The 22,175-nt window shown below is 69.6% G+C and carries 21 protein-coding genes; 8 read left to right on the top strand and 13 right to left on the bottom strand.

The features are described 5' to 3' along the window. Position 1: 1 nt before the first annotated feature. A complete protein-coding gene (locus tag ACGFIO_RS10495; protein WP_392824718.1) occupies positions 2 to 586 on the bottom strand; it encodes a helix-turn-helix domain-containing protein in 585 nt (194 codons plus the stop codon). 47 nt (positions 587 to 633) lie between these two features. On the opposite strand from ACGFIO_RS10495, the gene ACGFIO_RS10490 reads away from it, so the two are divergent. Together ACGFIO_RS10490 and ACGFIO_RS10485 are read left to right on the top strand one after the other, a co-directional pair. Continuing rightward, the gene (locus ACGFIO_RS10490; protein WP_392824715.1) at positions 634 to 1,467 is read left to right on the top strand and encodes a class I SAM-dependent methyltransferase; all 834 of its coding nucleotides are present in this window, start codon (positions 634 to 636) and stop codon (positions 1,465 to 1,467) included. A gap of 396 nt (positions 1,468 to 1,863) precedes the next feature. Next, positions 1,864 to 3,318: a mannitol dehydrogenase family protein gene (locus tag ACGFIO_RS10485; RefSeq protein ID WP_392824713.1), complete on the top strand. Its 1,455-nt coding sequence runs from the start codon at positions 1,864 to 1,866 to the stop codon at positions 3,316 to 3,318. On the opposite strand, the gene aceB is transcribed toward ACGFIO_RS10485, so the two are convergent. After that, on the bottom strand, positions 3,252 to 4,871 hold the full coding sequence (gene aceB, locus ACGFIO_RS10480) for a malate synthase A (protein WP_392824711.1): 1,620 nt from the start codon (positions 4,869 to 4,871) through the stop codon (positions 3,252 to 3,254). The genes ACGFIO_RS10485 and aceB overlap by 67 nt on opposite strands. Continuing rightward, complete coding sequence (gene aceA / locus ACGFIO_RS10475; RefSeq protein ID WP_392824710.1) at positions 4,871 to 6,148, bottom strand: isocitrate lyase; 1,278 nt, start codon at positions 6,146 to 6,148, stop codon at positions 4,871 to 4,873. The genes aceB and aceA overlap by 1 nt, the downstream gene beginning before the upstream one ends. 105 nt (positions 6,149 to 6,253) lie before the next feature. On the opposite strand from aceA, the gene ACGFIO_RS10470 reads away from it, so the two are divergent. Beyond that, positions 6,254 to 7,675: a helix-turn-helix domain-containing protein gene (locus ACGFIO_RS10470; RefSeq protein WP_392824708.1), complete on the top strand. Its 1,422-nt coding sequence runs from the start codon at positions 6,254 to 6,256 to the stop codon at positions 7,673 to 7,675. A gap of 43 nt (positions 7,676 to 7,718) precedes the next feature. Further along, on the top strand, positions 7,719 to 8,606 hold the full coding sequence (locus tag ACGFIO_RS10465) for a phosphotransferase family protein (RefSeq protein WP_392824705.1): 888 nt from the start codon (positions 7,719 to 7,721) through the stop codon (positions 8,604 to 8,606). A gap of 15 nt (positions 8,607 to 8,621) precedes the next feature. Here ACGFIO_RS10465 and ACGFIO_RS10460 read toward each other — a convergent pair whose 3' ends face one another. The 3 genes from ACGFIO_RS10460 to ACGFIO_RS10450 form a co-directional block, all read right to left on the bottom strand. Beyond that, positions 8,622 to 9,605, bottom strand: a complete 984-nt coding sequence (locus tag ACGFIO_RS10460) for a molybdopterin-dependent oxidoreductase (protein ID WP_392824702.1) — start codon at positions 9,603 to 9,605, stop codon at positions 8,622 to 8,624. A 23-nt stretch (positions 9,606 to 9,628) separates the two neighbouring features. Further along, positions 9,629 to 10,129, bottom strand: coding sequence for a hypothetical protein (locus ACGFIO_RS10455; protein WP_392824700.1), 501 nt, complete (start codon positions 10,127 to 10,129; stop codon positions 9,629 to 9,631). A 66-nt stretch (positions 10,130 to 10,195) separates the two neighbouring features. Continuing rightward, positions 10,196 to 10,342 carry a hypothetical protein gene (locus tag ACGFIO_RS10450; protein ID WP_392824698.1) on the bottom strand — a complete coding sequence of 49 codons (147 nt, stop codon included), beginning with the start codon at positions 10,340 to 10,342 and terminating at the stop codon, positions 10,196 to 10,198. Positions 10,343 to 10,508: 166 nt separating this feature from the next. Between ACGFIO_RS10450 and ACGFIO_RS10445 the strand changes: the two genes are divergently transcribed. Next, the gene (locus tag ACGFIO_RS10445; RefSeq protein ID WP_392824695.1) at positions 10,509 to 12,854 is read left to right on the top strand and encodes a putative bifunctional diguanylate cyclase/phosphodiesterase; all 2,346 of its coding nucleotides are present in this window, start codon (positions 10,509 to 10,511) and stop codon (positions 12,852 to 12,854) included. Then, positions 12,820 to 13,680 (top strand): LLM class flavin-dependent oxidoreductase, encoded by an 861-nt coding sequence (locus tag ACGFIO_RS10440; protein WP_392824692.1) that lies wholly within the window; start codon positions 12,820 to 12,822, stop codon positions 13,678 to 13,680. The genes ACGFIO_RS10445 and ACGFIO_RS10440 overlap by 35 nt, the downstream gene beginning before the upstream one ends. A 31-nt stretch (positions 13,681 to 13,711) precedes the next feature. Here ACGFIO_RS10440 and ACGFIO_RS10435 read toward each other — a convergent pair whose 3' ends face one another. The 7 genes from ACGFIO_RS10435 to ACGFIO_RS10405 all read right to left on the bottom strand — a co-directional run bounded on the left by ACGFIO_RS10435 (position 13,712) and on the right by ACGFIO_RS10405 (position 20,294). Further along, positions 13,712 to 14,260 (bottom strand): hypothetical protein, encoded by a 549-nt coding sequence (locus tag ACGFIO_RS10435; RefSeq protein ID WP_392824690.1) that lies wholly within the window; start codon positions 14,258 to 14,260, stop codon positions 13,712 to 13,714. 429 nt (positions 14,261 to 14,689) lie between these two features. Continuing rightward, positions 14,690 to 16,081 carry an aldehyde dehydrogenase family protein gene (locus ACGFIO_RS10430; protein ID WP_392824688.1) on the bottom strand — a complete coding sequence of 464 codons (1,392 nt, stop codon included), beginning with the start codon at positions 16,079 to 16,081 and terminating at the stop codon, positions 14,690 to 14,692. Next, the gene (locus tag ACGFIO_RS10425) at positions 16,078 to 16,650 is read right to left on the bottom strand and encodes a thiamine pyrophosphate-dependent enzyme (protein ID WP_392824683.1); all 573 of its coding nucleotides are present in this window, start codon (positions 16,648 to 16,650) and stop codon (positions 16,078 to 16,080) included. Before ACGFIO_RS10425 ends, ACGFIO_RS10430 begins: the two co-directional genes overlap by 4 nt. After that, entirely contained in the window at positions 16,650 to 17,183 is a 534-nt protein-coding gene (locus tag ACGFIO_RS10420; protein ID WP_392824681.1) for a hypothetical protein, read from the bottom strand. The genes ACGFIO_RS10425 and ACGFIO_RS10420 overlap by 1 nt, the downstream gene beginning before the upstream one ends. Further along, on the bottom strand, positions 17,180 to 17,587 hold the full coding sequence (locus ACGFIO_RS10415; protein WP_392824678.1) for a RidA family protein: 408 nt from the start codon (positions 17,585 to 17,587) through the stop codon (positions 17,180 to 17,182). The genes ACGFIO_RS10420 and ACGFIO_RS10415 overlap by 4 nt, the downstream gene beginning before the upstream one ends. An 11-nt stretch (positions 17,588 to 17,598) precedes the next feature. Continuing rightward, positions 17,599 to 19,074: an MFS transporter gene (locus ACGFIO_RS10410; protein ID WP_392824676.1), complete on the bottom strand. Its 1,476-nt coding sequence runs from the start codon at positions 19,072 to 19,074 to the stop codon at positions 17,599 to 17,601. Further along, positions 19,074 to 20,294, bottom strand: coding sequence for an amidohydrolase family protein (locus ACGFIO_RS10405; protein ID WP_392824674.1), 1,221 nt, complete (start codon positions 20,292 to 20,294; stop codon positions 19,074 to 19,076). Before ACGFIO_RS10405 ends, ACGFIO_RS10410 begins: the two co-directional genes overlap by 1 nt. 239 nt (positions 20,295 to 20,533) lie before the next feature. On the opposite strand from ACGFIO_RS10405, the gene ACGFIO_RS10400 reads away from it, so the two are divergent. Together ACGFIO_RS10400 and ACGFIO_RS10395 are read left to right on the top strand one after the other, a co-directional pair. After that, a complete protein-coding gene (locus ACGFIO_RS10400) occupies positions 20,534 to 21,388 on the top strand; it encodes an enoyl-CoA hydratase/isomerase family protein (RefSeq protein ID WP_392824671.1) in 855 nt (284 codons plus the stop codon). A 34-nt stretch (positions 21,389 to 21,422) separates the two neighbouring features. Then, positions 21,423 to 22,166, top strand: coding sequence for a hypothetical protein (locus ACGFIO_RS10395; RefSeq protein ID WP_392824669.1), 744 nt, complete (start codon positions 21,423 to 21,425; stop codon positions 22,164 to 22,166). The last annotated feature ends 9 nt before the right edge of the window (positions 22,167 to 22,175 follow it).

Raw genomic sequence — 22,175 nt, 5'->3', positions numbered from 1 at the left:
CCTAGTGTTCGGCGCGCATCTTCGCCTCGAGCTCGGTCAAGTGGGAGCGCTCGCCGGCGTGGTCGAGGATGCAGAGGACCTCGGCGGGCTCGCCGGGGACGGCGCCGAACGCGTGCGGGACCATGGTGCTGAACTCGGCCGCCTCGCCGGTGCGGACGTGGATCGTGCGGTCACCGAGGCGGAGGACGACCGTGCCGGACAGGACCGTCAGCCAGTCGCGGCCAGGGTGGACGCGCAGGTCGGCGGGGACGGCGCGGGTGATGCGCAGCTTGGCCACGGTCATCGGGGCGCCCTCGCGGGACAGCAGCCAGGTGGTCATGCCGCGGGCGTCGTCGCGGTGCGGGCGGATCACCACGTCGTCGTCCGAGCCGGACTCGACCAGGTGGTCGAGGCTGGTGTCGAGGGCCCGGGCGATCGCGGTCAGCTGGTCGAGGGCGATGCGGCGGTGGCCGGTCTCGATGCGGCTGAGCGTGGAGGGGCTCAGGTGGCAGCGGGCGGCCAATTCGTCGAGGGACCAGCCGCGGGCGGCCCGCAAGCCACGGATGCGCTGGCGGACCAGATCTTCCAACTCGACGTCTTGCTTCATACGCAAGATCCTACGCGCGAGGCGCAAGACGTGGGTACGGTCGGGACATGGCTCACACGCATACCCACGGCAGCGGCTCCCACCAGCACGAGCACCAGCACGGTGGGCTGGCCGAGATTCTCGACCTCGACGCCGAGGTGCTGGCCGACTTCCACCAAGAGGTGTTCGCCATGGTCGGGGCGGCCGCCGTGGAACGGCCGCACGTCGTCGACCTCGGCGCGGGCACGGGGGTCGGTTCGATCGCGTTGGCGCGTGCGCTTCCGGGGGCCATGGTCACCGCGGTCGACGTCGACCAGGAGATGCTCGATCACCTGGGGCACAAGGCCGAGGCGGCGGGGGTGGCCGAGCGGGTACGAACCGTGCAGGCCGACCTCGACCAGCCGTGGCCCGACCTCGGGGCGGTCGATCTGGTCTGGGCGTCGGCCTCGATGCACCACATGGCCAGTCCGGCCGAGGCGCTGGGCCGGGCCTTCGCGGCGCTCCGGCCGGGTGGGGTGTTCGCGGTGTCCGAGCTGGAAGGATTCCCGCTGTTCCTGCCGGACGGGCCGGAGGCCGACGTCGAACGGCGGGCCCACGCGGTGATGGCGGACATGCGGCAGGAGGCGGGGCTGCACATGTACGAGGACTGGGCGGCGCGGCTGCGCGGGGCCGGCTTCGAGCCGGTCGAGGAGCGGCGGTTCGAGATCAACCTGTTGCCGCCGTTGCCGGGGGCGGCGGGGCGGTACGCCCAGGTGTCGCTGCAACGCATGCACGAGCGGCTGGGTGAGCGCCTCTCCCCGGCCGACCTGGGGACGCTGGAGAAGGTGGCGGCGTCCATTCCGGGCCGGACCGACCTGGCGATCCGCACGACGCGAACCGTGTATCTCGCCCACCGCCCGTGAAGTCCGGCTAGACGCACTCGCTGGGACGCCGGGACCGGGCGTGCGGCCCGGGTGCGGCCGGGACCGGGCCGGAGAAGGCCGCGCGCGTGACCGAATGTGGGGGCGGGATGCGGGTGATCGGGCGCGGTCGCCGGCGGTGGAAAGCGGGGTCGCGACCGGGCCGGGAGGCGGTGTGCGGCGGGGCCGGCGGGAGTTCGGGCCGGACCACGCAGGACAACCCGCAGCGCACCCGGGAGAGCTTGGTTTCCGCAGGTCAGGGTGATGACGGGGCGATGCTGTGCCCGTACCCGTCGATGGTTTTCAGAGATCTTGAGGGGTCCTTCCCGGTGACCGTCGGTGGTTGGTGCAATGCTGAGGAGGACGCCTAGCAGCAGCTCAGCAGTGGGAGGACACGCGATGTCGCCGCTTGCCCAACAGAACCTGACCGATCTGCCGGCCGAGGTGCCCGGCCCCGGCTACGACCGTGATCGGTTGCGGACCGGGATCGTGCATTTCGGGGTGGGTGGCTTCCACCGCGCTCATCAGGCGATGTACCTGGATCGTCTGATGAACGACGGAAAGGCGCTGGACTGGGCCATCTGCGGCGTCGGGGTGATGCCGGCCGACCTGGGCATGCGGGATGTGCTAGACGCCCAGGACGGGCTCTACACGCTGGTCGTCAAGGCGCCGGACGGGACGTTCGAGCCGCGGGTCATCGGGTCGATCAAGGAGTACCTGTTCGCACCGGAGGACCCGGAGGCGGTGATCGCGAAGATGGCCGACCCGGACATCAGGATCGTGTCGCTGACGGTGACCGAGGGCGGATACAACATCAACGCGGTGACCGGCGAGTTCGTGGCCGACAACCCGGACATCCAGCACGACCTGCGGCCGGGCAACCAGCCGAAGACGACGTTCGGGCTGGTGGTCGAGGCGCTTTCCCGGCGCCGTTCCCGAGATCAAGAACCGTTCACGATCATGAGCTGCGACAACATCCAGGGCAACGGGCACGCGGCCCGGCGCAGCTTCGTCGCCTACGCCAACCTGCGCGACCCCGAGCTGGGCAAGTGGATCGACGAGCACGTCGCCTTCCCGAACAGCATGGTCGACCGGATCACCCCGGTCACCACCGACGAGGACCGGGCGCTGGTCCACGACCGGTGGGGCATCGACGACGGCTGGCCGGTGGTGTGCGAGCCGTTCACCCAGTGGGTGCTGGAGGACCAGTTCACCCAGGGGCGGCCGCCCTACGAGGACGCGGGCGTGCAGGTGGTCGAGGACGTCGAGCCGTACGAGCTGATGAAGCTGCGCCTGCTCAACGCCAGCCACCAGGCCCTGTGCTACTTCGGCTACCTGGCCGGCTACCGCCTCGTGCACGACGTCGCCCAGGAGCCGCTGTTCGCCGACTTCCTGCTGGCCTACATGGAGCAGGAGGCGTCGCCGACCCTGGCCGCGGTGCCCGGCATCGATCTCGACGAGTACCGCCACCAGCTGATCGAGCGTTTCTCCAACGCGCAGGTCCGGGACACCGTGGCGCGGCTGTGCGCGGAGAGCTCGGACCGGATCCCGAAATGGGTGCTGCCGGTGATCCGCTGGAACCTGGAGACCGACGGGCCGATCCTGCGCGCGACCGCGGTGGTGGCGTCGTGGGCCCGCTACGCCGAGGGCGTGGACGAGGAGGGCCAGCCGATCCAGGTGGTGGACCGGCTGGCCACGGAGCTGAGGGAACGGGCGCGGGCGAAGACCTTCATCCAGAACCGCGAGCTGTTCGGCGACCTGGCCGACAACGAGCGGTTCGCCGAGACCTACACCCGTGTGCTGGGCCTGCTCCACGAGCGTGGTTCCCGCAAGACGCTCAAGGAACTCGAGTAGGAACCCAGATGCCGTAGGTAGGCGGGCAGGGTGAAGAACTCCGGGCAGGTGCGCTCGGTGAGGAGCACGGTCAGCAGGGTACGGGCCTGCCCGTACCGGCGGGCCGCGTCCTCGTCGAGCGCGCCGGTCGCGGAGAGCACGTCCATCTCCTCGCGGATCATCCGGACCACCAGTTCGGCCGTGATCGGCACGCCGTAGTCGGTCGGGGTGCCCGACGCGATCCACTGCCACAGCTGCGCCCGGCAGATCTCGGCCGTGGCGGCGTCCTCCATCAGCCCGTTCAGCGCGACCGCGCCCTGCCCGCCCAGCCACGCTGCGATGTAGCGCAGCGCCACGCTGACCGACGTACGCAGCGCCACCTCGCCGACGCCGCCGTACTGCTGCTTGACGTCGAGCAGTTGCGCCGCGGTGACCCGCACGTCGTCGCGGCGGCGGACGATCTGGTGCGGCTCGAAGCCGAGCCATTGGTCGAAGACGTCCTTGCAGGTCTCGACCAGGCCGGGGTGGGCCACCCAGGATCCGTCGAAGCCGTCGCCGACCTCGCGACGCTTGTCCTGCCGCACCTGGTTGAGGGCGCGCTTGGCAGCGACCGGGTCCTTGCTGGGCACGACCGCGGCCATCCCGCCGATGGCGTGAGCCCCGCGGCGGTGGCAGGTCGCCACGAGCAGTTCGGTGTACGCCCGCATGAACGGCGCCGTCATGGTCAGCTGTGAGCGTTCGGCCAGCACCACGTCCGGCCGGTTCTTGATCATGCTGAAGAGGTAGTCCCAACGGCCCGCGTTCAGGCCGGCCGAGTGCTCGCGCAGCTCGTACAGGATCTCCTCCATTTCGAAGGCCGCGGTGACGGTCTCGATCAGCACGGTGGCCCGGATGGTGCCGCGCGGGATGCCGAGCATTTCCTGGGCCCGGACGAAGACGTCGTTCCAGAGCCGGGCCTCCAGGTGGGACTCCAGCTTGGGCAGGTAGAAGTAGGGGCCGCTGCCGCGTTCGATCTGCCGGCGCCCACAGTGGAACAGGTACAGGCCGAAGTCGAACAGCGCCGCCGAGACGGCCCGGCCGCCGATTCGGAGGTGGCACTCGGGCAGGTGCCAGCCCCGCGGCCGGACCATGATCGTAGCTTCGGCCGGGCGGTCCATCGCGTCCAGCAGGTTCAGCTGACCGTCGATGAGGTTGTCCCAGGTCGGCGCGGTGGCGTCCTCGAAGTCGGCCATCCACACGTTCGCGCCGCTGGTCAGCGCCTTGATCGTCTTTTTGCGGTCCGGTGGCCCGGTGATCTCGACCCGCCGGTCCATCAGGTCCTCGGCCGGCGGGGCGACGGTCCACGACGTGTCGGCGCGGATGTGCCGGGTCGATTCCAGAAAATCGAGTTCGCCGGTACGCGCGGCACGCCGGCGCCGCCGCCGGTCGAGCAGTTGCACCCGGCGCGCCCCGAACTCCCGGTCCAGCGCGACCACGAAGGCGACCGCCTCTCCCGTGAGGATCTCCGCGTACCGCCCGGCCGTGCTGCCGGTGACGACGATTTCTTCGATGCTTCCACCTACGGCGTTATTCATCAGAACTGCTCCGCCTCGGTCGAGCCGGACAGCGCGGTGGTCGAGCTGTCCGGGTTGAGAGCGGTCGACACGGCGTCGAAGTAGCCGGTGCCGACCTCGGCCTGGTGCTTGGTCGCGGTGTAGCCGTCCGCCTCGGCGGCGAACTCGGCCTCCTGCAGCTTCACGTACGCGCTCATGCCGTCCTCGGCGTAGCCGCGGGCCAGCTCGAACATCGAGTGGTTGAGCGCGTGGAAGCCGGCCAGGGTGACGAACTGGAACTTGTAGCCCATCGCCCCCAGCTCCTTCTGGAACCGCGCGATGGTGGCGTCGTCCAGGTTCTTGCGCCAGTTGAACGACGGCGAGCAGTTGTAGGCCAGCATCTTGTCCGGGTGCTGGGCGTGGATGGCCTCGGCGAACTCCCGCGCGAACTCCAGGTCGGGCTTGCCCGTCTCGACCCACAGCAGGTCGGCGTAGTCGGCATAAGCGGTCCCTCGGGCGATCGCGGCCTCCGGCCCGCTCCGCACCCGGAAGAAGCCTTCGGCGGTGCGGTCGCCGGTGAGGAAGGGCTGGTCGCGTTCGTCCACGTCGGTGGTCAGCAGGTCGGCGGCGAGAGCGTCGGTACGGGCGATGACCAGCGACGGGACGCCGCAGACGTCGGCGGCGAGCCGGGCCGCGTTGAGCGTGCGGATGTGCTGCTGGGTCGGGATGAGCACCTTCCCGCCCAGGTGACCGCACTTCTTCTCGCTGGCCAGCTGATCCTCCCAGTGCACGCCGGCCGCGCCGGCGGCGATCATCGCCTTCATCAGCTCGAAGGCGTTGAGCGGCCCGCCGAACCCGGCCTCGGCGTCGGCCACGATGGGCGCGAACCAGTCCCGCTCGTGGCGGCCCGCGGCGACGTCGATCTGGTCGGCGCGCAGCAGGGCGTTGTTGATCCGCCGCACCACCGCCGGCACCGAGTTGGCCGGATAAAGGCTCTGATCCGGGTAGGTGTGCCCGGACAGGTTGGCGTCGGCCGCCACTTGCCAGCCGGACAGGTAGATCGCCTTGAGCCCGGCCCGCACCTGCTGGACGGCCTGGCCGCCGGTCAGGGCGCCGAGCGCGTTGATGTATTCCTCGTCGTGCAGGAGCTCCCACAGCCGTTCGGCACCGCGCTCGGCCAGCGTGTGCCGCTCCTGGAGCGAGCCACGTAGCCGCACCACGTCCTGCGCGGTGTAGTCCCGGCGGACCCCCAGCCAACGAGGATCGCCGGCCCAGGCCCGAGTGAGGTCCGCAGCGGTACCGCCTCTGACGTCGGTCATTGTTCGTCCCCTCCCTGTTCAGAACCCCACCATCGCCGGGCCGGTCGCCCCCGCGGCAGACTTTTGTGACCAGAAGATTTCTCGTTCTTCTGCTAGCGTGAATTCATGGATCTCGTCCTACTGGGCCAGCGGCTACGGCACCAACGCCGGGCCAAGGGCCTGACCCTGGACGATCTGAGCGCCCTGGTCGGGCGGGCGCCCTCGCAGTTGTCCCTGATCGAGAACGGCAAGCGGGAGCCCAAACTCTCCCTGCTGCAAGCCATGGCATCGGCGCTGGACGTGCCGCTGCAGGAGCTGCTGCGGGCCGAGCCGCCGTCACGGCGAGCCGCGCTAGAGATCGAACTCGCGCATTTCCAAGAATCTTCTGTTTACGCCGGCCTCGGCCTGCCGTCGGTCCGCCTCGGCCGGCGGCTGCCCGGGGACGCCCTGGAATCGCTCATCGGGCTGCATCGGGAACTGTCCCGCGTGCTGGCCGAGCAGAGCGCGACGCCCGAGGTGGCCCGGCGCGCCAACGCCTCGCTTCGAGCCGAGATGCGCTCGCGCGACAACTACTTCTCCGCGGTCGAGGAGGCGGCCGCCGGCGTCCTGCAGTCGGTACGGCACTCGACCGGGCCACTGTCACAGCGCGGGATTCTCGATATCGCCGCGCAGATCGGATTTTCCCTGCACTACGTTCCGGACCTGCCGTCGTCGACGCGGTCGGTGACCGATCTACGCAACCGGCGCATCTACCTGCCACAGGTGGCCAGCGGCAAGGGGCACGATCCGCGGGCCGTGGTGCTGCAGACGCTCGGGCACTTCGTGCTGGGTCACAACGACCCCAAGGACTACGGCGACTTCCTGCGGCAACGGGTCGAGGCCAACTACTTCGCGGCGGCGCTGCTGATGCCCGAGAAGTTCGCGGTCCCGTTCCTGGCCGCGGCCAAAGCCGACCGGGCGCTGGCCATCGACGACTTCCGGGACGCGTTCGGGGTGTCGTACGAGACAGCGGCGCACCGCTTCACCAACTTGGCCACCCATCATTTCGGGATCCCGGTGCACTTCACCCGGGTGCACGAGAGCGGCGTGGTCTACAAGGCGTACGAGAACGACAACGTCCGCTTCCCCACCGATGTCACGGGCGCCATCGAAGGGCAGCCGATCTGCCGCCGCTGGGCGTCCCGCACGGTCTTCCAGTCCGAGGACCCGTACTCCAGCTTCTACCAGTTCACCGACACGGTCGCCGGCACCTACTGGTGCACCGTGCACGTGGAGTCGACGCGGTCCGGCGAGTTCTCGGTCACCGTGGGCACGCCGTACGAGCACGCCCGCTGGTTCCGCGGCGGCGACACCAGCCGGCGTACGGTGTCTCGCTGCCCCGACCCGTCCTGCTGCCGCCGCCCACCGAGCTCCCTGGTCGACACCTGGGCCGGACACGCCTGGCCGAGCGCCCGGGTCCACTCGCACCTGCTCGCCGCCCTGCCACCGGGCACCTTCCCCGGCGTCGACGCCCAGGACGTGTACGAGTTCCTGCAGCGCCGCGCCTGATCGCCCCCGGAAATCCGGTTGCCCGCGTTCATAGGGTTGGCGTGTGTTCAACCCACCTGAGGACCTGCCACTGCCGGCACTGCGGGCGGCACTCATCGACGGCTGGTCACTCCACACGGAAACGCTGGAGTATCGGCCGGTCGGTTTCGGGGGGCACCACTGGACGGCCGACGGGCGGTGGTTCGTCACGGCTTCCCCGCCCAACCCACGGCTGCGGGCCTCGCTGAGCGCGGCGCTCGCGCTCGAGGCCGCCGGAGGCTCCTACGTGGTGGCGCCGGTGCCGGCCCGCGACGGGTCGCCGCTGGTGCCGATCGGGGACGCGTACGCCGTGACGGTCTATCCGCTGATCACGGGTGAGAGCTTCGACTGGGACAACTACACCGCCGCCCATCGGCTGGCCATGCTCGACCTCGTCGTCGCCGTCCACGCCGCCCCGGCGGCGGTGCGCGACCTGGCCCGGGCCGACGACTACGAGCTCACGTTCCCGCCCGTCGCACCCGGCCCGGGGCCCTACGGCGGGCAGATGGCCGAGCTGCTCGACACGCACGCGACGACCGTGCGCGCGGCACGGAGCCGGTACGACGAACTGGTCGCCGGGGTGCGGGCCGTCCCGCCGCCACTGGTGCTCACGCACGGCGAGCCGCATCCCGGCAACACCATGCGCGCCGGCGGGCGGTGGTTGCTGATCGACTGGGAGACGGCGCTGGCCGCCCCGCCCGAACGCGACGTGTGGCACCTCGACGGGCTCGCCGAGCTGTACACCGAAAAGACCGGCACCACGCTGCGGCCCGAGATCCTCGAGCTCTACCGGCTGCGCTGGGACCTCACCGAGATCGCCGAGGGGGTGGCCTGGTTCGGTGCGCCGCACGGCGACACCGACGACGACAAGGAGACCTGGGCCAACCTCGTCGAGTCGGTGGAAAACCTCTAGCCGTCCTCCAGCCGCTCAGCCCAGCGGGAACGGGAACTGCGCCCAGGGCGGCCGCCGGGACGGCTGGATGTCGGTGACCCACTTGACCCACCAGAAACCGCGCCGGCCCGGGGCGACGATGCGGGCCGGGTATCCGTGGCCGTACGTCAGCGGTCTGCCGTTGAGCCCGGTGGCCAGCCAGATGTCGGCGCGCGGGTCGAACCAGCGGGTGTAACCGGTGACCGACGTGACCTTGACGCTGCGCCAGTCGCCTGGCGGCAACAGTGTGCTGAGCCGGACGCCGTCCCAGGTCTGCGTGCTGAACCAGCCGCTGGTGCAGTCGAGGGTGGCGGTGCGGCGTTCGTGCGGCAGGGCCCGCAGGGCGGCCAGGTCGAAGGTGCGCGCGCCGGCCCGCAACGTCCAGGTGACGCCGTCGAGGCGCTGGACGCCGTCGTCGAACCACGAGGTGACGCGCAGTTCGCCCTTCGGAACCGAGCCGGTCGGGCGCCGGCCGGCCGCGGCCGCACCGGAGTCCCAGGCCACGGTGGCCGCCGCGGCGCCGGCCCCCAGCACGGCGAGGCGCAGCAACGCGCGGCGGTCGGTGTCGGTCCGGCGCGGGCGGACCGCATGGCCGGTGAAGTGCAGGAGTACGGCCACCAGCGACCCGACGGCGGCACCGACGTGGATCTGCATCAGGGTGAGCGGGCCGACATACTCGAGGCGGCCGGTGGAGTGGATCAGCCCGGTGGCGACCGTGACGATCACCAGGCCGGCCAGGGTCAGCGACAACGCCTTGGTCGAGAAGGCCCGGGCGGCCCGGCCCAGCCCGCGGCGGATGACCGTGACCTTCCACGGCGCCACCAGCACGATGGCCAGTGCGGCGGCCGCGTGCACCTGAACGGGATCGACCGGCCAGTCGGCGTCGACCAGCCACCCACCCACACCGGTCACCACGCCGAGCACGATCAGCAGCCCGAGGACGAGATCGACCCGCCGACCGGCCTGCCGCGCCTTCCCCATGACCGGAACGCTAGCGCGGCAGCTCAGCCGTACGGGATTCCTCCGGCGTCGAGCAGCCGGCACATGTCGTGAAAGGGCGCCCGGCAAACGTCCACGACCGCGGGGTGACGGCCGGAGGTCCTCGCGTACGTTTCGAGGAAGTAGGGGTCGAGGCGGTCCGGGTCGTACATCTGGGCCTCGACGACCTCCCCGCTCGCCTCGTTCTCGAAGCGGTAGTGCGGGTCGTGCGGCGACACCGACCACGTCGAGCCGTGGAGCTCGATCTCGTCCGGGCAGGCCGGGTCCTCGTCGTCGTCCCACAGCGGCTCGAGCACCCGCAACCGGGCCACGAGCGCACCGGCGAGCTCGCGAAACTCGGCCACGAGGCGGTCCACCGCCGGCCGTACGGCGGCGACCTCGGCCTCGCCGGCCAGCTGGATGACGGTCACCGTCGCCCCGCCACGGCGTCCCGAGCTGAAGACCGCCATCTCGGGTCCCAGCGCATCCTGGAGCGCCCGCACCGCCTCCGGGTCGGGTTCCGCCAAGCGAATGGTCAGCGGCCGCCCACGAACGGCCCGCCGGCGTACAGCGACCGGATCCAGTTCCACGCCTTAGGCCCCGAACACTCGCGATCGGACCCGGACGTCGAAGTCGGTATCGGCGTTCCGGTTCGGGCCCGCGGCGACGTCCAAGGCGTTGGCCAGGAGCCGGGCCAGGCGGTTGGGCCGCTTGGACGCGCTCGGACTCACCAGGACCATCCCATCCACGATCTCGATACCCGCTTTTCTGTCCAGGCGGCGCACTGCGCGGCCGTGACCTGCTGACGCATCCAGGCCGGCGCGACCGTCTCGGCGGTCATACACACCTCCTGGAATATGACCGGTCACCAGTCTCAAGATACTGGGACGGCTCATGATCCTGGCGATGCTGTCGAACAGGGTGGTGATGTTGTCCTGGATCCGGGCCGGGCGAGGGGCCGCCGCGGGCGTGCTCGCCTGCGCGGTGCTGCTCGTCGTGCAGCAGGCCTGGTTCTTCGGCGGATGGGGCGGCGCCGAGGTCAGCACACTGGTCACGGACGCCTCGTACGTGCCGCAAGCGGTCGTCTTCACCATCCTGGCCGCCCGGGTGGCTGTGTCGAAGCGGCAGGAGGCCAGGACCCGGCGCGCCTGGCGGGTGATCACCGTCGCGTTCGGCTGGCAGCTGGCCGCGCACTGCTCCTGGTTCGTGCAGGAACACGTACTGCACACCACCGGTTATCCCTCGGCCGCCGACTACTGCTTCCTGCTCTTCTCCCCGTTCATGTTCGCCGGGTTGCTGATGCTGCCCGGCCAGTACCGCCGCCGCCGGGACCGGCAGAAGCTGGCGCTGGACGCGCTGATCGTCGGCGCCGGTGGGTTCATCGCCATCTGGTATCTGCTGCTCGGCCCGATCCTCAACGCGCCCGGCCTGACGCCGTGGGAGCGCTCGTTCACGGCCGCGCTGCCGGTCGGCGACCTGCTGCTGGTGCTGGCCATGTCGACCGCCATGCTGCGGCGTCATCAACCCGAGGTGCCGGCCCCGGTCCGGTTGCTCGCCGGGTCGATCGCGCTGACCGTGAGCGCCGACGTCTCGTACAGCTGGATCCAGCTGCACGGCGGTTTCACCGGTGGTTCCTGGCCCGACCTGCTGTGGCTGGCCGGCTGCTTCCTGCTGGTGGTGGCGGCCGACCAGCAGTATCGCCGGCCGCGGCACCCGGCGCCGCGGCGCACCGACCGCAACGCGGTCTTCGTTCTTCCGTACGCGGCCAGCATCGGCGCCTACCTCCTGCTGGCCGAGCAGTCGTCGCATCTGCCACTCGACCCGTACGGCGGCATGATCCTGGGCTCGGCCGTGCTCACCCTGCTGGTGATGGCCCGCCAGATGCACGCCCTGCGCGACAACCGGGAGATGGCGGTCACCGACGGACTGACCGGCCTGGCCAACCGCACCCTGGTCACCGAGCGTCTGGAACAGCTGGCCGGCCAGCCGGTCCGCCCGGGCCGGCACACCGCGATCATGCTCATCGACCTCGACCGGTTCAAGCCGATCAACGACACGTTCGGGCACGAGGCCGGCGACGCCGTACTGGTCGCCGCGGCCGACGCCATGCGCGCCGTGCTCCGGGGCAGCGACCTGGCCGGGCGGATCGGCGGCGACGAGTTCGTCGTGCTCGTCCAGGGCCTGCCGAACCGGGAGACCGCGGGCACGGTCGCCGCCCGGCTGCTGGAGGCGCTGCGTACGCCGGTCATCTTCGGCGAACACCTGCTGATGGTCGAGGCCAGCATCGGGGTGGTGGTTCGCGACGACCCGTACGCCTCCGGCGAGACCCTGCTGCAGCAGGCCGACACCGCCCTGTACGCGGCCAAGCGCGCCGGCCGCGGGCGGTTCGAGTACTACTCGGACGTGATGGACACCAAGGCGCGCGAGGCCGAGCTGCGCCGGGCGGTGGCCAACGACGAGCTGGTGGTGTACTTCCAGCCCGCGGTCGCCCTGGCCACCGGCGACCTGCGCGCGGTCGAGGCCCTGGTCCGCTGGAACCATCCCACCCGCGGCTTGCTGGGTCCGGGCGAGTTCATCGAACTGGCCGAGGAGACCGGCGCGGTCGTGCCGCTGGGCACCTGGGTGCTGCGGGCGGCCTGCCGGGAGGCGGCCCGGTGGCGAGCCGATCACGCCGGCGCCGAAGCACTGCGGTTGTCGGTGAATCTGTCACCCAAGCAGGTGGGTCAGGTCGATCTGGTTCGGACGGTCGAGACGATCCTGGCCGAGACCGGCTTCCCACCGGACCGGCTCACGCTGGAGATCACCGAGAGTGTTATCCTGCAACCCGACCCGCTCACCATCAACCACCTGCAGGCCCTGCGTGACCTCGGCATCCAGCTGGCGGTCGACGACTTCGGCACCGGTTACTCGGCGCTGAGCTATCTACGCAGCCTGCCGGTCACCATGTTGAAGATCGACCGTTCGTTCGTGACCGGCATCGCCGACGACGACGAGGCCCGCTCGGTCTGTGAGGCGGTCGTCCACCTGGGCGGCGCGTTCAGAATGACGGTCGTGGCCGAGGGCATCGAGACGTCCGAGCAGGCGGCGGCCCTGATCGACATGGGCTGCACGGTCGGACAGGGCTTCTACTTCCACCGGCCGCTCCCACCGGCCGAGGCCTCGGCCTTGATCGCGAATAGCGGTACTCTCCTATCCGGACAGTATCCGGGGAGTGGTTATGCGTTACGCGATAAACCTGCCAGTGATCGGTGAGTACGCCGATCCGAACGTACTGTTACAACTGGCCCAGGACGCCGAACGGGCGGGCTGGGACGCCGTGTTCGTGTGGGACTCACTCGTTTTCGACCCGCGGAGCCAGCCTCCGGTGACGGATCCGTGGATGGTGCTGGCGGCGATCGCGGCCCGGACCGAGCGGGTCAAGATCGGCACCATGGTGGCCCAGCTGGCCCGCCGCCGGCCGTGGAAGGTCGCCCGTGAGGTCGTGGCTCTCGATCACCTCTCGCACGGCCGCATGATCCTCGGGGTCGGCCTCGGTTTCTCCGGTGAGGCGGAGTTCGAGCGGTTCGGCGAGGACGGCGACGCGCGGGTCCGAGCCGACAAACTCGACGAATCCCTGGCGATCGTGCGCGGGCTGTGCACCGGCGAGCCGTTCGCCTTCACCGGGGAGCACTACACCGTGCGCGAGACCACGTTCCGGCCGCGACCGGTGCAGGATCAGATCCCGGTGTGGGTGGCCGGTTACTGGCCGAACAAGCGACCGTTCCGCCGGGCCGCGCGCTGGGACGGTGCCGCACCGGCCGAGATGGACATCCGCGACGACGGCTTCTCCATCCTTCCGTCGTCGCCCGAGTCCGCGCACAAGATGATCGACTACATCGAGCAGCACCGTACGAGCGACGGCCCGTACGACGTCATCGTCAGCCGGGTGCTCCCGGACGAGCCCAGCGAACGCACCGAGCTGATCTCCGCGTACGAGTCGGCCGGCGTGACGTGGATCCTGCGGGACATGCTGCCGTGGGAGACCCCGCTGGAGGAGGCCGTCCGCATCGTTCGCGCCGGCCCACTCGGCGACGGCTGACACCGGGCCGGCGCCACAGCGACGGCTGATGTCAGGCCGGCGCGTCGCCTCGACGCATGCCCAGGGCGGCCAGGGTGCCGGTGTGGTCGAGGGCCACCCGCAGGGCCCAGTGGGTGGTGGTGCGCGAGACGCCCGGCAGGGCGGCCAGAGCCGTGCCGGGCGGCTGAATCGTCACGTGTTCGAGGACCGTGTCCGGGTCGGCCGAGGCGATGCGGGAACGAAAGTCGTGCCACGGGCGGGCCGCCTCGTCGTCCGGTACGGCCAGGTAGGTGATGTCCAGGAGCACGCCACCCTGCGGTAACAGGGCGGACCCGGCCGGCAGCTCACGGACCCGGAAGGCGAACCGCAGGCTGGCCATCGGCGTCGGCAGGGCGTCGACTGTCACGTCGTACCCGCTGCCGGCCTGCACCGGGCGCGCCACCAGGACCACCTGCACCGCCCGGTAGGTCCACTCCACCACCGCGCCGGCGCCGGCGTGGGTCAGCTCGAAGAAGTAGGTGGCGCAGCCCCAGACGGCCTCCTTGACCGCCGGCTCGCGCAGCATCTCGACCGGCCCACGCGTACCCACAGTGGTTCCCATCGGCGCATGGTCGCAGCGATTGGCATGGCGGTGTCGCCCATTTTGTGCGTCTGACCTGGGCGCCTCCTGCCGATCGTCGGAGCCGGGTCAAGCGGCCGGCAAGGCGACTTTCGTGCAATCGGTGCGGCTGACTGATCGAATGCGTGCAGAGTCGGGCACGCGACTGCCGATCGGTCTAGCGTTTTCCGCGTCGGGAAGGCCGTCAATGCCGAGACATCGCCGTTATCGGAGGTCGCTATGCCGGGGGCGTTGTATCGCGCTGCGGTGCAGACCTTCGGCGACGCGGGCACGGCGGAACTCGTCTTCCTCATCGCGCAGTACGCTGCGATCTCGGTCATTCTGAATGCCTTCGACGTGCCGTTGCCGCCCGACGCCGAGTGACCCGGGCCCGCTTTCGATTCACCGCGACGGTCGGCTTACGTATCGAGATCACCGTGGGGCTCCGAGATCGCGCAGTCGCAGCGCCTGCACGTTGGCCAGTTCGTGCACACCCCAGCGGCCGAGTTCGCGGCCGTAGCCACTGGCTTTGACACCACCGGTGGGCAGGCGCGGGTCGGTGGCCGAGATTGTGTTGACAAATACCGCACCGGCCTGGATCCGCGCGCTGACGGCGGCGGCGTGCTCACTGTCGCCGCTCCAGATGCTGCTGCTCAGCCCGTACCGGGAGGCATTGGCCAGGGCGATCAGTTCGTCGTCGTCGGCACCGGTCGTGAGCGCGCCGAGTGGGCCGAACGTCTCGTCGGAGAACAGCACGGACTCTCCCCGGTCGACCTCGATGATCGACGGGGGGAACCACGCTCCTGGCGCGGACTCGGGCACAGCGGCCTCGACGAGCATCCGGCCACCGGCCGCCAGCGCCTGGCCACGTTGTTCGAGGAGGGTGTCGCGCAGGTCGTACCGGGCGAGGGGACCGACGTCGGTGCCCTCCTCGGCCGGGTCGCCGACGGTCAGTCGCCGGACGTGGGGCACCAGCGCCTCCACGAAAGCGTCGCGCACCGTGTGGTGGACGAGGACGCGCTTGGCCGCGATGCAGCTCTGCCCGTTGTTGAGGAAACGGGACCGTGCCGCGGCGGCCGCGGCGACCGGGATGTCGGCGTCAGCGAGGACGATGAACGGGTCGGACCCGCCGAGTTCGAGCACACATTTCTTCAGAGCGGCTCCCGCGCGCGCGGCGACGAGCGAACCGACGCGATCGCTGCCGGTGAAGGTGACCGCCGCGATACGGGGGTCGGCAATGAGGTCCGCGGCCGTGTCGCTGTCGACGACCACGGTTTGCAGCACGCCGTCGCCGAAGCACTCACGGAAGGTCTCCTCGATCACCATCGCACTGCCGGTCACCGATTCGGCGTGTTTGAGCACCACGGTGTCACCGGCGGAGATGGCGGGCAGCATCGCCCGGATCACCTGCCACCATGGGTAGTTCCACGGAAGGATGCTGAACACCACGCCGAGGGGTACGAGCCGCACCACCGCGGAGTCGCCGTCGATGTCGAAGGTCTCCGGCTCCAGCATCGCGGGCAGCACGCCGGCGTAGTAACGGCACGCATTGACGCATTTGTCGATCTCCGCCCGCGCCTGCCGGATCGGCTTACCCATTTCCAGGGTGATGAGCCGGGCGAGCCGGTCGCGTCGCTCCGTCAGCACATCGCCGAGCCGTTCGATGGCGGCGATCCGTTCCCGCACGCGGGAGCCGCCCCAGGTCGAGGTGGCGGCGGTCGTCAGGATCCGGTCCAGGTCCGTTGGGGTGGCGTAGGGATAGAAGTCCAGGTCCTCACCGGTCGCCGGGTTGACGGTGAGGACACCGGTGCCGGCCCGGGTCACGCCGCGGCCTCCCGCAGCCAGCGGGTGAACCGGTCCCGGATGGTGACCGGGTCGACGAGCAGCCTCGGGATGTCCCGCGCGTTGCCCCCCTCGATGCGCACGTGCAGGAACGCCGGCTCGGATATGCCAAGCAGCTCCGCGAAGGCCGCTGACAGCCCGTCGACGGTGTCCGCCGTCCGCGTCGTCCATCCCGCCGCGGCGGCCAGAGCGGCCAGGTCGATGCGGGAGGCATAGGTGGGCAGGCCGCCGGTCGACCCGTACACCCCGTTGTCGAGCAGGATCAGCAGCAGGTTGCCCGGGGCGAAGTAGCCGCCGGTGGGCAGCACGTTGGGATTCATCAGCAACGAGCCGTCGCCCTCGATACCGACCACCTTCGGGCCGGCCGGGTCGAGGCTGAGCGCCAGGCCGGTCGCGACTGACCCGACCAGACCCATCGCGTCGAGAAGGTACAGGTGGTTCTCGCTGTCGCGGATCGACGCCAGCTCCCGGCTGGTAGCCGCGCATGTGACGACCACAGGGTGCCGGGGTGTCAGGTCGGCGAGGGCGGCGAGGGCTTCGATCCGCTTCATCAGGCGACCTTTCCATCGGTGTTCCAGAAGGACCCGAGGACTACGACGGGCCGATAGGTCATGACGGCGTGCACGCCCGCCTCGCGGACGGTGTCGTGCCAGTCGCCGGTGGTGCTGCGCCGGTCCAGTTCCATGACGGGCAGACCCGCCGTCCGCAGGATGGCGGGCATCGGCTGGCTGATTGAGTGGATCATCGAGTTGTACTCGCCGAGACCACCCCGCGTGTTCGCCACGATGAGCAGCGGCAGGTGGTAGGCCAGCGGAAAGGTGGTCAGGGCGGTCAACGCGTTGCCGAAACCGTTGTCCTGCATGACGATCGCGCCGAGTGCGCCGGTGAGGGCAACCGCGCCGAGCACCCCGATCGCCTCTTCCTCGCGGGACAGGGGCGTGACCCGGGCCGAGACGCCGTCCGACCCGCCGTCGGTTGACACCAGTGCGTTGACGACGGGAGCCACGGTCACGGATGGGACGTAACCGACGCGTGCGGTGCCGGCCGCCCAGATGCCGTCGGCGACGGCTTCGGCGTACGTCATGTGCTTGTTTCCTCTCGATGCGCTTTCGTCCCGCCTCGCACGGCGATGGCGTCCAGTTCGACCCGCGCCCGGTAGGGCAGCTCGGCGACGGCGACGCATGTGCGGGCCGGCAACGGATCGGGAAGGGATTCCCGATAGACCTCGTCCACCGCGTTCCGGTCGGCCATCGACACCAGATAGACGGTGACCTTCACAAGGTGGCCGAGCTCCACACCGGAGCTCGCCAGCCTGTCCCGCAGATTGGCCATCGCCTGCCGCGTCTCGGCCGCGGCGCCACCCGCGACGATGCGGCCGTCAGCCAGGCCGAGCTGACCCGAGACGAAGACCAGTCCCGTCCCGGTGTCACGAAGGGGGCTGTACGGGTGTTTCGCCTGTGCCGGGCTCTCCGGCGCGCTGTCACTCATCGCCGCTTCTCCTAGAGATGGCTGATCGGGGCGCCGGTGACGACGTGGTCGCCCATGCGCCGCACCAGCAGGATTGTCGGGACGATGGCGAGCAGGAACACCGCGCCCGCCACGGCGATGTAGCTGTGTACGCCGAACGAAGAGTTCACCGGCTCGCCGTCGTGCACGACCCGGGTGGCGCCGAGGATCGCCGAGCCGATGAAATTCATCGTCACCGAGCCGACCGCCACCATCACCATCACCATGCTGGAGACGGTGCCCTGCCGTTCCCGGGGGGCGAGGATCGAGGCGAGGTTGAAACCCGAGGTGACCAGTGACCCGGCGGTCAGGCTCAGCAAGAACGAGCACACCACCGCGAGGGGAAGGCTGGCCGCGCCGGCCAGCAGCATGAGCGCGGTTCCGATGACGCCGGCCAGCACGCCGGCTGCGAGAGTCAACGCCGGACCCTTTCTGGCCGCGACCGCCCCGGAGATGGTGCCGCCGAGCATGATGCCGATCGAGGGGACGCCGAACATCAGCCCGAGAGCGGCCGGTCCCGCGATCCCGTACCCGAGGCCCTCATCCGGTGCGACCTCGACCAGCAGACTGAACAGCTGAAGCATGCTCTGGTATGCGCCGGTGCCCATGACGACCACGAGCAGTCCGAGACCGAGAGCCGCCGAGACTCCACGAATATCGATGACCGGTTCCGGCCGGCGGCTCAACACGCGATACCAGTAGATCAACGCGGCGATCCCGGCGAGGAGGACGAGGATCGGGAACGCACTGAGCCAGCCGAAGACCTGGCCGAGGCTGATGTAGACCAGGACAGCGGCCAGGCCTCCGCCCAACACGAGGGCACCCTTGACATCCACCGTGCCGGGGGTCGTTATGCGGCTTTCCGGCAGGACGAAGCGCACCAGCAGCGTGGCCAGGCCGGCGAAACTGGCCGAGATGACGAAGACAACCCGCCAGCCGAAGGCGTGCACCGCGGGCTCGAGAATGAACGGTGTGACGATGCCGAACACCGCTGAGCCCGAGGTGACGAGCCCGGTCACCACCATCGCGAACTTCGGCGCGCAGATGTCCCGGACGAGTGCGACCGTCAGGAACAAGGCCGCCACCGCGGCACCCTGCAGAACCCGCCCGAGGACGAAGACGATGATGTGCGGGGCGATCAAGCACACCAGCCCTCCGGCGCCGGCGACCAGCAGCGTGAGGACCAGAATCTTCCGCTTTCCGTTGATGTCGGCGCTCTTGCCGAGCAGCGGAGCCCACATCGCCCCGGCCAGCATGGCGCTGGAGCCGATCCAGGCGAACTGGTCGGTGTGGAAGGCCTCGCTGAGCTGAGGCAGGACGAAGGTCGGCGAGGCCAGCACACTGTCGACCATGACGTTCACCAGGACCAGAATCAGGACGTAGCCAACGACCCGTCGCGTCCAGCCGGAGTGCAGGTACGCCGTCGGCTGCCCCGATTCGGTGGCGGCCGGGATAACCGGTTCGGACATCAGAAACTCCGCTCAGGAACAGGAGGGGTGTGTTTGCGAATGACGCCCTGTTGCGCGACCAACGCGATGTTGTCCGGGGTCCCCAGCACGGTGATGTCCTGTAGTGGGTCGCCGGTGCACAGGACGAGGTCGGCCAGGTACCCGGGACGCAGGACACCGAGCACGTCGCCCACCCCGAGCAGCCGGGCGCTGTTCGCCGTCGCGGCTTTGATGGCGTCCATCGGCGACATGCCGAGCTCGACGAGGCACCACAGCTCGTAGGCGTTGTGTCCGTGGGGGGTGCTACCGGCGTCCGTGCCCGCGGCGATGTTCACCCCGCGGGCAATGGCCTTGGCGATATTCGCCTTGGTCCGCTCGTTCCAGCGCAGCTTCTTCTCGTACTTCCACGGCGGCATTTTCGCCGGGTCGAGTGGCTGGAAGGCGGTGGCGAGCGTGGGTACCAGGAACGCGCCGCGCTCGCCGATCAGGTCACAGCCCTCGTCGTCGATGCCGAAGCCGTGCTCGATCGATCGGACACCCCCGCGGAGGGCGGCCAGAATCCCGGGTAGTCCTTGCGCGTGGGCGGCAACCGGTCGTCCGCCGTGGCGGCTCGCCTCGTCTACGACCGCTGCGACTTCCTCGTCGAGCAGGTCCTGATCGTCAGGATCGTCCCGGGCACTGGTCATCCCGCCGCTGGTGCAGATCTTGACGAGATCAGCACCAGCTCGCAGCATCCGCCGGGCGGCCAGGCGGGCGCCCGGCACGTCGTCGGCGAGCACACAGTAGTCAAGCGCGAGATCCCTGCCGCCGGGCAGGGTGCCGTCGGCGTGGCCACCGGTGTGGCTGATCACGCCGACCGATGTCCGCAGCCGGGGACCCTCGATCAGGCCCATCCCGACCGCATCCCGGAAGCCGGCGGGAAGACCGCCAAGGTCACGAGCAGATGTCACGCCCGCCGACAGCGTCAGGCGTAGACGCTCGGCGGTCCGCAGATCGGCAATGACCGGGTCGGTCAGGAACGCAACCTCGACCAGCGACCGGTCGGAGGCCACGCCGAGGTGGGTGTGACTGTCGAAGAGCCCGGGGAGCAGCGTTCCGCCTCGACCGTCGACGGTTCGCACGCCTGGTCGCGGCGCGGGGGCGCCCTCGGCCGGCCCGGAGTACGTGATCCGGCCGTCCTCATCGGCCTCGAGCACAGCCGCCGGCACGACCTCATCGCCGACGCCGTCGATCAACCGCACGTTTCGCACCCGTAGCGCTGCACGGTGCTTCAATTCCACTCTGCATCCCGCCTGTGCTCGGTATCAGATAATCGTCGAAACCGTAAGCGATGACCGAAGTACCGGACGTCAGATGCATGAATCCTTCACTCTTGAGTAAATCATGCAAGATATCGCATCTAGGAAAAGCACACCGTAACGTGTACCTTTGGTCGCACGGCCAGACTCGCTGACCGCTACACCCCCACTGGAGGTAGCGCATGACATTCGATCCGACCGAGCACTGGAAGGGCTACCTCGCTCCACCCTCGATCGACGACTACTCAGCCCGATACGCGAGTTTCTTCCGCATGCGGCGCGAGAACGGCATCATCGAGGTCCGCCTGCATACCGACGACGGCCCGTACGTACACACCCACGCCGCTCACAACGCCTGGCCCCGGGTCTGGCAAGAGATCGGCAACGACCCGGAGAATCAGGTCCTGATCATCACCGGGACCGGCGACAAGTGGATGACCGGCAACCCGAGGGGCCTGAACCCGCAGCCCGCCGCCGACCTCGATCCCGACCACATTCAGCAACGGATGTACGACGGCTGGAAACTGATCGAGAGCTTCGTCAACAGCATCGACATCCCCACCATCGCCGCGGTGAACGGCCCGGGCGTGCACACCGAGTTCGCGGTAATGAGCGATGTCACCTTCGCCGCCCCTGACGCCGACTTCATGGACCCGCACTTCTGGCTCGGTTCGCCACCCGGCGACGGCCAGGCCATGGCGCTGCAATCGCTGATCGGCGCGAAGCGGGTTGCGTACCACGTGTATGCCGCCAAGTCGATCCCGGCCGACAAGGCTCTCGAATGGGGCCTGATCAACGACATTCTGCCCCGTGAGCAGCTCCTCGACCGCGCGTGGGAACTCGCCCGATTCATTCTCAAGCGGCCCCGGTACACCCGCTGGGCAACCCACAACATCCTGTCCCGGCATTGGAAGAAGACCGTCGCCGAAGACTTCGGCTTCCACATGAGCCACCAGATGCTGGCCAACGTCGCCAGTAAGTCAGTCGTTCCCGATCCTGATCTGATCGCCGATTCGGAAGCACGCAAGATGTTTTGATGGTGGAGCGAAGATGCCAGATGGGTGTAACCATTTGTTTGACGCGCTGAAGCTGATACGACTCAGCGGTGAGTCGGCCTGGATCGTCATCAGGTCGGTGCCTGTCGCCCCGGCGGCCGGCCAGGCCGATGTGGGTGCCGAAGAGCTACGGACCTGGTTACGGCGGCAGATCTCGGTGTGGCCGGCGCCCTTGGCGATCGGCGTGGACAAGCCACGACTCGACGATGCGGCGGTCGTTTTCGAGCCGGCGCAATCGACTGATCGTTACGCATGCAGGCTGGGCGCGGACGGTTCTCTGGTGCTCGCTCTTCCAGCCGGCGGCATCCGGGAAAGCCCCATCGACGGCGAGCGGGTCAGGGTCGTCGGCGAGGGTGCGGTCGCATGGATCACCGTGGCCACGACGCGTCTGGCGGCGGCTTACGCCGAGCGTGCGGGCGTCCACGGCGACACCTCGCTCGAACTGGCCATCGCCTCGTCCGAGCGGAGCCAGGACGCGTCGTTCGAGGTGTGGAACCACGGCCCCGATGGCTTCGGCCGGGCCGGGACCCGCCTCGCCGCCGTCCGACCGGCCCACGCCACCGTAGACCTGGCGGCGTGTCGCTCAGAGCGCGTGGCCGGGCTCGTACGACCACTCCTGCTCGATGTGCTGGGGCAATTCGGACTGGCCGAGTCGCGGCACATCAACTCGGACGGAATCATCCAGTGCCGCGACTTCACCGGACACGACCAACGGATCCTCGACTGGACCACCGCTGCCGGCGTCCCGTCCCAGCCCTGAGCTGAGTGT

The organism is Actinoplanes sp. NPDC049265 (assembly GCF_043197135.1).
In the GTDB taxonomy this organism is placed as follows: Bacteria; Actinomycetota; Actinomycetes; order Mycobacteriales; family Micromonosporaceae; genus Actinoplanes.
Note: the sequence above shows the minus strand (reverse complement) of the source record. Positions and strands in the feature narration are given on the sequence as shown.

Coding starts and splice junctions, on each gene's coding strand:
- ACGFIO_RS10450 (WP_392824698.1), bottom strand. CDS start 10,342: ATGGTCCTGGTGAGTCCGAGCGCGTCCAAGCGGCCCAACCGCCTGGCC.
- ACGFIO_RS10435 (WP_392824690.1), bottom strand. CDS start 14,260: ATGGGAACCACTGTGGGTACGCGTGGGCCGGTCGAGATGCTGCGCGAG.
- ACGFIO_RS10425 (WP_392824683.1), bottom strand. CDS start 16,650: ATGAAGCGGATCGAAGCCCTCGCCGCCCTCGCCGACCTGACACCCCGG.
- ACGFIO_RS10410 (WP_392824676.1), bottom strand. CDS start 19,074: ATGTCCGAACCGGTTATCCCGGCCGCCACCGAATCGGGGCAGCCGACG.
- ACGFIO_RS10445 (WP_392824695.1), top strand. CDS start 10,509: ATGCTGTCGAACAGGGTGGTGATGTTGTCCTGGATCCGGGCCGGGCGA.
- ACGFIO_RS10495 (WP_392824718.1), bottom strand. CDS start 586: ATGAAGCAAGACGTCGAGTTGGAAGATCTGGTCCGCCAGCGCATCCGT.
- ACGFIO_RS10490 (WP_392824715.1), top strand. CDS start 634: ATGGCTCACACGCATACCCACGGCAGCGGCTCCCACCAGCACGAGCAC.
- ACGFIO_RS10400 (WP_392824671.1), top strand. CDS start 20,534: ATGACATTCGATCCGACCGAGCACTGGAAGGGCTACCTCGCTCCACCC.
- ACGFIO_RS10460 (WP_392824702.1), bottom strand. CDS start 9,605: ATGGGGAAGGCGCGGCAGGCCGGTCGGCGGGTCGATCTCGTCCTCGGG.
- ACGFIO_RS10485 (WP_392824713.1), top strand. CDS start 1,864: ATGTCGCCGCTTGCCCAACAGAACCTGACCGATCTGCCGGCCGAGGTG.
- ACGFIO_RS10440 (WP_392824692.1), top strand. CDS start 12,820: ATGCGTTACGCGATAAACCTGCCAGTGATCGGTGAGTACGCCGATCCG.
- aceA (WP_392824710.1), bottom strand. CDS start 6,148: ATGACCGACGTCAGAGGCGGTACCGCTGCGGACCTCACTCGGGCCTGG.
- ACGFIO_RS10420 (WP_392824681.1), bottom strand. CDS start 17,183: ATGACGTACGCCGAAGCCGTCGCCGACGGCATCTGGGCGGCCGGCACC.
- ACGFIO_RS10470 (WP_392824708.1), top strand. CDS start 6,254: ATGGATCTCGTCCTACTGGGCCAGCGGCTACGGCACCAACGCCGGGCC.
- aceB (WP_392824711.1), bottom strand. CDS start 4,871: ATGAATAACGCCGTAGGTGGAAGCATCGAAGAAATCGTCGTCACCGGC.
- ACGFIO_RS10415 (WP_392824678.1), bottom strand. CDS start 17,587: ATGAGTGACAGCGCGCCGGAGAGCCCGGCACAGGCGAAACACCCGTAC.